The 8,069-nt window shown below is 49.8% G+C and carries 7 protein-coding genes; 2 read left to right on the top strand and 5 right to left on the bottom strand.

Going from position 1 to position 8,069, the window contains the following annotated elements:
- Window positions 1-33: 33 nt before the first annotated feature.
- On the bottom strand, window positions 34-1,047 hold the full coding sequence (locus tag BZG81_RS10385; protein ID WP_077577205.1) for an outer membrane beta-barrel protein: 1,014 nt from the start codon (window positions 1,045-1,047) through the stop codon (window positions 34-36).
- Between the two features lie 314 nt (window positions 1,048-1,361).
- Window positions 1,362-2,063 carry a DUF2786 domain-containing protein gene (locus BZG81_RS10380; RefSeq protein ID WP_021023265.1) on the bottom strand — a complete coding sequence of 234 codons (702 nt, stop codon included), beginning with the start codon at window positions 2,061-2,063 and terminating at the stop codon, window positions 1,362-1,364.
- 229 nt (window positions 2,064-2,292) lie between these two features.
- Here BZG81_RS10380 and BZG81_RS10375 point away from each other — a divergent pair, with 229 nt between their 5' ends.
- A complete protein-coding gene (locus BZG81_RS10375) occupies window positions 2,293-4,659 on the top strand; it encodes a DNA polymerase II (protein ID WP_077677306.1) in 2,367 nt (788 codons plus the stop codon).
- A gap of 99 nt (window positions 4,660-4,758) precedes the next feature.
- Window positions 4,759-5,025 carry a DUF1289 domain-containing protein gene (locus BZG81_RS10370; protein WP_021023263.1) on the top strand — a complete coding sequence of 89 codons (267 nt, stop codon included), beginning with the start codon at window positions 4,759-4,761 and terminating at the stop codon, window positions 5,023-5,025.
- 122 nt (window positions 5,026-5,147) lie between these two features.
- Here BZG81_RS10370 and rplY read toward each other — a convergent pair whose 3' ends face one another.
- The 3 genes from rplY to BZG81_RS10355 all read right to left on the bottom strand — a co-directional run bounded on the left by rplY (window position 5,148) and on the right by BZG81_RS10355 (window position 7,942).
- Window positions 5,148-5,429 (bottom strand): 50S ribosomal protein L25, encoded by a 282-nt coding sequence (gene rplY, locus BZG81_RS10365; RefSeq protein ID WP_021023262.1) that lies wholly within the window; start codon window positions 5,427-5,429, stop codon window positions 5,148-5,150.
- 140 nt (window positions 5,430-5,569) lie between these two features.
- Window positions 5,570-7,369 (bottom strand): DEAD/DEAH box helicase, encoded by a 1,800-nt coding sequence (locus BZG81_RS10360; protein ID WP_077677305.1) that lies wholly within the window; start codon window positions 7,367-7,369, stop codon window positions 5,570-5,572.
- A gap of 111 nt (window positions 7,370-7,480) precedes the next feature.
- Window positions 7,481-7,942 (bottom strand): GNAT family N-acetyltransferase, encoded by a 462-nt coding sequence (locus BZG81_RS10355; protein WP_077575970.1) that lies wholly within the window; start codon window positions 7,940-7,942, stop codon window positions 7,481-7,483.
- Window positions 7,943-8,069 lie beyond the last annotated feature (127 nt).

Raw genomic sequence — 8,069 nt, 5'->3', positions numbered from 1 at the left:
TTGCATATTTATATGATGCGATCGTCGATGTGATTAATTCACTTCCACATAAACGAACTCTGGCGAAGTGACTTCCACGCGGCGGTTTTTCGCACGACCGTCGGCAGTCTCGTTACTGGCGGTTGGCGCTGACTCGCCTTTGCCCATCACGGTTAAGCGCTCAGCCGCAATGCCCGCGTCTAAGAAGACATCCGCAACGACTTGTGCACGCTCTTCAGAGAGTGTTTGGTTATAAGCGGCAGGCCCTTGGCTGTCGGTATGACCCACAATCGTCGCTGTGGCTTCTTCATGCTTAAGCAACCGGTCAACTAATGGCTGCAAGGAGGCGACCGCTTGCTCAGATAACGTTGCTTTATCAAAGCCGAACATTTCGGTTTCGCCGGCCTCTGAGAGCACAATTGATTGCGGCTCGGCAACCGGCTCTGGCTCTTGAACGGGCTCTGGCTCTGCCATAACTGGCTCTTCAACCATTGCTTCAGTCATTGGCTCACTGGCGGTGCGGCCAAAGTGATAGGTCATCCCGACGGTGACGAGGTTATTATCAACGCTTGAGAAATAGCCATCATCCATATCATTGATGTGTTGGTATTCTAGGCGAAGGTTGAGTTTATCGGTGGCTTGGTGATCAACACCGATCGCGCCCATCAACGACACATCGTCGCGATCACCGGCATTGCTGTTAAAGTTCCACATCGCGCCGCCCACTTTCCCGTACAGTGCGGTATCGGGTTTAACGTGATACGACAATTTGGGGGCAAGTGTCAGCGCGGTGAGATCGCCCGATGCTTTACCAAAGGTATCGAATTCAGTGTCAAAGCGACCTAAATAATCATAGGTGCCTTCAAGCGCAAACCAGTCATTGAAATCATAACCAGTAATGATACCTGCCCCGAGCTCTTGATCACCACAGTCGGTGTCAGACACACAGCTATCTTCTAAAAACGACGGCCCAATACGACCCCCCATGTAAAGACCACTGTCTTGCTGTGCATAAGCTGCGGGTGCGACGGCCAGTAAGAGGCCGAGACCTGTCACGACTTTTTTCATGCCACTCTCCTAATTAAGGATATGAAGTATCTTATTTTACACATTGTGAATGCTTGTTATTGAGTCACCTTAGACCATGCGATCGCAACTGCCAGCGAGTCGGGCAGACGGAACATAGATAATGTGACATGGATCCTAGGCTAGACCTGAGAGGCGTGTAACACAATAGGCGACAAGCGATTTGACCATGATTTGACGTATTTAACACAAGTGTCTTATTGGTGGGAAAATGCTGACAGAGGCCGGACAAATCGCCGGCCGTTTTCACGTGATGAGAGAGTATTAAAGGGGCGTTGGTTATTACAGAATTGTGGTTATGATTTTGTGTTACCTGTTAGGCGCTTTTGTGGGCCTTGACCGCTTACAGGGCGACTAACTGAAATTTCGCGGCCCTTTTTCATGCCACGTTCGTAGTCATCGGTCATTGCCGCCATGGCGTCTTTGAGTTGCTGCTTAAATGTCTCTCGGTCAATGTTGGCGAACTCTTTATCAATATAGCTTTTGATCTTATCGTCGCTGTCTCGGGCATCAAGCTGTGGCAATTTGTCGAGTGCCCCCTCAAGCCAGCCCGTCGTGAAAGACTGAACACGGCGGGTGACTTGTTGGGTGCTGGTGCCTGAGCCTGCGAAGCTGTTACGAAACTGGCCAATATGTTCATTCATATCGCGATACACCACATCAAATGCAAACGCCGCGAAAATAGCCCGGTCGGCATCACCGATAAATTCAGCCTGCTTGAGCCCTTTGTGGTTGACCAATACGCACTCGACGCCAAAGCGACTATTGATGCCGCGGATAATTTTTAAGATCGATTGGTTAATAGACGCTGGCAACAGCTTCTCAGAGCGCGTTTTACCCATACTGATGAAGTCAATGTCGTCCTGATCGAGACCATGCTTCCGCATCAGCCGCTCGGCCATTTTAATCGCTTGCGCCGCCTCGTTGACATTGGCGGAATTGCTGAGCTCTAGACATTTAGCAATTTTTTTGAGCGCTTTGCTTTTCGGATCTGACATTCATACTTCCCGATAACGAACAAACGCGCATTGTATCGCGTCCGCAAGCGACAACAAAGGCGAGATTATAATGAGCGTCTCGGCGGAGCACGTTGTTTGGCGGTCATGTGTGTAAAAAGAGGGCCAAAACTGTTTATCTATACAGTAATTAGCCACGTTTGTTACACTGTCCTTATCATTCACACGATCCATATCGATAACGCCTGTGACTTCATCGACTGCGCCCTATATGCAGCAAGGGTTTGTGATCACGCGCCAGCAGCGTGATTGGGGCCATACCTCAACCATTGTTTTATGGCTTTCCACGCCAGAAGGCCCGATCAAACTCTGTATTGACGATCAGCACAGTGTGTTTTTTGTGCCGTTGGAAGAAAAAGCGCGGGTGGAGGCGCTATTACCTGCTATCGATCCCAATGCCTATTGCAAACCGGTACCGCTAACAACCTTCCAACATACGCCTGTTGCAGCCTGTTATTTCACCAGTGTTAAACGTGCCCGAGAAGGCCAGAAGGTGATAACGGGGGCCGCTATTGCGCTTTATGAAGGGGATTTACGCTTGGCCGATCGTTATCTGATGGAGCGCTATATTTGTGGCAGCTTGTTGTTCACCGGTCAGGTCCGTCAACGTCAGGGCTACCTAGAAGTGACGCAAGGCAAAGCGAAGCAAGCGGACTATACGCCCACGCTTCATCATGTCTCGTTGGATATCGAGTGTTCACAAAAAGGTCAGCTTTATTCGGTGGGGTTAGACAGTGAAAAAGACAGTCGCGTGATCATGGTCGGTGCGCCTCAGAACGATGCCCCGGCGTGGATAGAGTGGGTGGATAACGAAGAGGCTTTATTGGTCGCCCTGGAGCGTTGGTTCGCACAATACGATCCAGACGTAGTGGTGGGCTGGAATGTGATTGATTTTGACTTTCGCCTATTGGTTAAACGCGCGCAACGCTACCAGCGTGATTTACGCCTTGGTCGCGGCGGGGAACGCGCTTTTTGGCGTGATGGTGGTAGCAATAAGCCGGGCTTTATCAGTTTAGCCGGGCGGGTGGTGATTGATGGGATTGATGCGCTAAAAACCGCGACGTATGGGTTCCGATCTTGGGCGCTAGAGGCGGTTGCACAAACGTTATTGGGCGAGGGGAAAGCGATTGATGATCCGCATGATCGTATGGCCTCGATTAATCGCATGTTTCATCAGGATAAAATCGCGCTTGCGACTTATAATTTACAAGATTGCCGTTTGGTTAACCGAATCTTTGATCACACTCACTTACTCGACTTTTTAATCGAGCGTTCACGCTTAACCGGGGTAGAGCTCGATCGCGTGGGCGGCTCGGTAGCAGCATTCACTAACTTGTTTTTACCGCGTTTGCATCGTTCCGGTTATGTCGCGCCTAATCTAGCCAGCGAAGGGTGGATCGCGAGCCCTGGTGGTTATGTGATGGACTCCAAACCCGGCTTATATCACTCAGTGCTGGTGTTGGATTTTAAATCGCTGTATCCCTCGATTATTCGTACCTTTCTTATTGATCCGCTTGGACTTATAGAGGGGTTAAAAGCACAAGAGGCCGGTCAGGAAGCCGACACGGTCCCTGGGTTTCGAGGCGGTGTTTTTCATCGAGAAAAGCACTACTTACCGGCATTGATTGATGAGTTGTGGCAAGCGCGTGATCGGGCGAAAAAAGCCGGTGAAAAAGCGTTTTCGCAGGCAATTAAAATTATCATGAATTCCTTCTATGGCGTGTTGGGCTCATCGGGGTGCCGTTTTTTTGATCATCGCTTGGCATCATCGATTACCATGCGCGGCCATGAGATTATGAAGACCACTCGTGAGTTGATTGAGGCACACGGCTTTGAGGTGATCTACGGTGACACAGACTCTACCTTTGTGTCATTGGGGGGAGAAAAAGCAAGCGAGGACGCCGATGCCATCGGGCGAAAGCTTGTTAGCCATGTGAATCAGTGGTGGTCTCAGCACTTGCAGAAAACCTATGGTCTCGAATCCTTGCTGGAAATTGAATACGAAACCCATTATCAACGCTTTTTAATGCCCACCATTCGTGGGCAAGAAACCGGGAGTAAAAAGCGTTATGCAGGACGGATCGTCAATCCTGATACCGGCGAGTCACATTTGGTCTTTAAAGGGTTGGAAACGGTAAGAACGGATTGGACACCATTGGCGCAACAGTTCCAGCAACAGCTTTATCAACGTGTGTTTGATGGTGATGATGTCGATGCTTTTATTCGCGATGTGGTCGCCTGTACGCAACAAGGGGAGCGTGATGCCGAGCTGGTGTATCGTAAACGGTTACGACGCCCGATTGCGGAGTATCAGAAAAATGTGCCACCGCACGTGCGTGCCGCGCGGCTGGCTGACAGTGAAAATCAAAAACGTGGCCGCCCTGAACAGTACCAACGGGGGGGATGGATTGAGTATGTGATCACGGTTAATGGGCCTGAGCCGTGTATGTATCGGCGTAGCCCGATGGATTATCAACATTATATTGATAAACAGCTTAAACCGATTGCTGATGGCATTCTGCCGTTTATTGGTAAAGAGTTCGACACCTTGGCGCTACCGCAATTGGGGTTGTTCTAAGCACGTTTGATCGTTTGTCTTGTTCGGGCAGTTTTTAACGCGCGACTTGCAATTGTGTCTGCCACCCGCTTGAATGAAAGAATCAGCAGGGAGGATGACGTGGAACAGCTCGATTTCTTCGAGGTGCCGAGTCCGTGCAAAGGCATCTGTCAGGTCAATAACAAAGGTTACTGCAAAGGGTGCTTTCGCAGTCGCGATGAGCGCTTTTATTGGTATGACTTTACCAACGAGCAAAAGCGCAATGTGGTTCGCTTATGCCACCAGCGTTATTTGCGCATTATGCGTGCCAAACGCCAACAGACACAGGAAACCGCCTTAGAGCCGGAAACTCTTCCACATCAGCCTTCGCTGTTTGATGACAGCTAACATCCCAGCGAATACTTCGGCCGGAGTGCTTGGTACGCAAAGCGTGCTACTTATAATGTTTAAACACAAAAAAGGCGCCCCTGAGGACGCCTGATCTCATTCCATCTTTATCGACACAGCGATTAGATGCGGATGAAGTCCATGTGTTCAACTTTTGGCTTGAACGGGTGACGTTGGATGTCTTGTGGCTTCACTTTTACTTCTTGGCCATCAATAACCAGGATGATGCCTTCGTAGAATTCAGGCTTATCCATTTGGTTAACCACAACAGGGTGGTTCAGTGCGATAGATACAGGCTCTTGGTTGCCACCGTAAACAATCGCAGGGAATTTTTTCTGATGACGTAGGCGGCGGCTCGCACCTTTACCCTTTTCTGTACGTACTTCAGCTTCGAATTTAAACATAATTAATAACTCTCTTTAGAGTGAAAAAATAGCACTGAGCGTAGCGACCTAACTCAGTACTCAAAAACGAGCGCGGATAGTAGCACTGGTTGCGCGCGAAAACAAGCGTCATCGGTGCGCAGAAGGCCTGCTTGCGCGTGTTAGTCGGCTTCTGCAAAGGCTTGCCCACGACTTTGTGCCAACATCGCCTGCAATCTGTCTTGGCTAATAAAACTATCGACATCAAAGATCTTCTGGCGCAGATGCCAAAAACGGCCTTGTTTGCGTGCAATGACAAAATCAGGCGGACGAAATCGATGTTGTGACGCTGTCACTTTAGTGGGCGCGGTATCGGTGAAGGGACGATGGCGATCGACTAAATGTGGGCGAACAAACCGCGCTAAAAAGTCGTGTTTCTGTTTCTTGGTCGCAAGTGGCCAGACTTCATGTAAATCGTTGCCATCGTTGGTGTGATAGGTCACTTTTAATTGCGGTTTTTGGTAGCGGTTTTTGCCCGCTGTGAGGGTCATATCGGCACACGCCACCACAAGTGCGTCTTTGAGTTTGAGTGCCTCACGCAGTTTTTTATCTGGATCGATTAACGGTGCGTCGCATTGGTGGCAGCGGCGGGCGGCAATATCGTTATCGGCGCCGCATTCATCGCAAAATTTAGCGCGAAACCGATAGCCGCAGATTTCACGCTCCCCGGTCTCGTCTTCAAAATACCCTTGGCATTGGCGACCGTAATGCTCAAGTAAAAAGCCATTGTCATCCAGTTTGCCCCAAAAGCTATTGTTAAACCCGCACGCAGGGCAAGGAATGGTGACTAACTCGCTGTCGCTATCGGGTTTAGGCATACCAATTTCGGGCTGATACAGGTCGTAAACATTGCCGGCATAATCAAGGATAAGACAGTCTTTTTTTCCGGGCGCTAATCGCAATCCACGACCGGCTATTTGCTGATAAAGGCTCACTGATTCCGTGGGACGTAATATTGCAATCAAGTCCACATGAGGGGCATCAAACCCCGTGGTGAGAACGGAGACATTGACCAAGTATTTCAGTGCTTTTTGTTTAAACGCCTCAATAAGACGATCTCGTTCAAGGCCAGGGGTGTCGCCGATGATCAGCGCGGCGCTGTCTTTAGGAAGATAGGTGATGATTTCTTTGGCATGGTTGACAGTCGCAGCGAAAATCATCACCCCTTGGCGCGGGCGCGCATACTCAAGGATTTGTTCGACAATTTGCGGGGTGGCACGCGGGGCATTGGCGACGACCTTATCGAGATCCGCTTCACGGTAGTAGCCGCTGGCAGTGCGTGAGACTTGTGAAAAATCATAGCTAAGAAGCGGTGCATCCAGAACATGGGCCGGGGTTAAAAACCCTTCATCCAAAAGATGGCTTATGGGCAGTTCGAAAACGCAATCGCGAAAAAAACGGGTGTCAGTGGTGCGGACTTTACCACTGGTGTGGTACTGATAAATCCAACCTTGCCCCAACCGATATGGCGTAGCGGTTAACCCGAGTACTTTTAGACCGGGATTGACATGTTGTAGGTGCTGAATAACACGACGATAACTGCTGTCTTCGTTGTCAGGAACGCGGTGGCACTCGTCGATCACCAGCAGCGAGAATTGGTCGGCAAAGGCGTCGAGGTTGCGTACGACCGATTGTACCGAGGCGAACACGACCTTTTCATTTGATTCCTTACGTCCTAAACCAGCGGAGAAAATACCGCCGGTGAGCCCATAGCCTTCATACTTGGCGTGGTTCTGCTCGACAAGCTCTTTAACATGCGCCAAGACCAGAACTCGGCCTTTGGCAATACGCGCTAATTCAGCGATCACCAAACTTTTCCCGGCGCCCGTGGGCAGAACAGCAACGGCAGGCGATGTATGACGGCGAAAATAGTGCAGGACGGCTTTAACAGCGTCAGACTGGTACGGACGTAAGGTATACATAATCAAAAAACGGCCTAAGTGAGGCCGTTTAGTTTACTGACTTGTTCGCTCAGGTACAGACTATTTATACCCAACCGATAAATTTATCCCTAACCGATAAATCACGGTCCATTATAGCCGTTTCGTGAAAATACAATGCTGACGGCGTGGTTGGTAATCAAACTGCTCGTAAAACAGGCGAGCGCCTTTGTTACCAATGTTCATTTCTAAAATTACGGCCACACACTGTCTTGTTTTGGCTTGCTTTTCTACCTCAGGGATCACTTGCGAGCCCACGCCTTGACGGCGCCAGGTTTGCTGAATGAAAAACTGATCGATCACACCGACGCTGCCGCCATTTTCGACACTAAAACTATAGGCTAAGACGATAAACCCGATCGTATCCGTTCTTCCTTCGTGCTCAACATCAATCAGAAATACATCGCCACGCTCGGGTTGTGACAATAATGTGTTAAAGGTAGAAACCACCGGCTCGCGATCAAACGGCAAGGCCTCATGCTCATGTTGTTCGCGCGAGAGTGTGAGTAAGGTTTCCAGGGTATCGACGTCAGGGCGGCGAAGAGAGACAATCATGGTGTTTCCTTTTTATCACTGATTGGTCAAGACGACCGTATCATACTCGCCAAGCCGGTAGGCTCAATCTCGGTGCGTTTTTCGATTAGCACGATGTGACAGACTCGGCGTCTCAACAAAAAGCGTT

Origin of the sequence: Salinivibrio sp. MA607, from assembly GCF_001996245.1 — a bacterium.
Taxonomy (GTDB): Bacteria; Pseudomonadota; Gammaproteobacteria; order Enterobacterales; family Vibrionaceae; genus Salinivibrio; species Salinivibrio costicola.
This window is presented reverse-complemented; position numbering and strand designations above follow the sequence as displayed.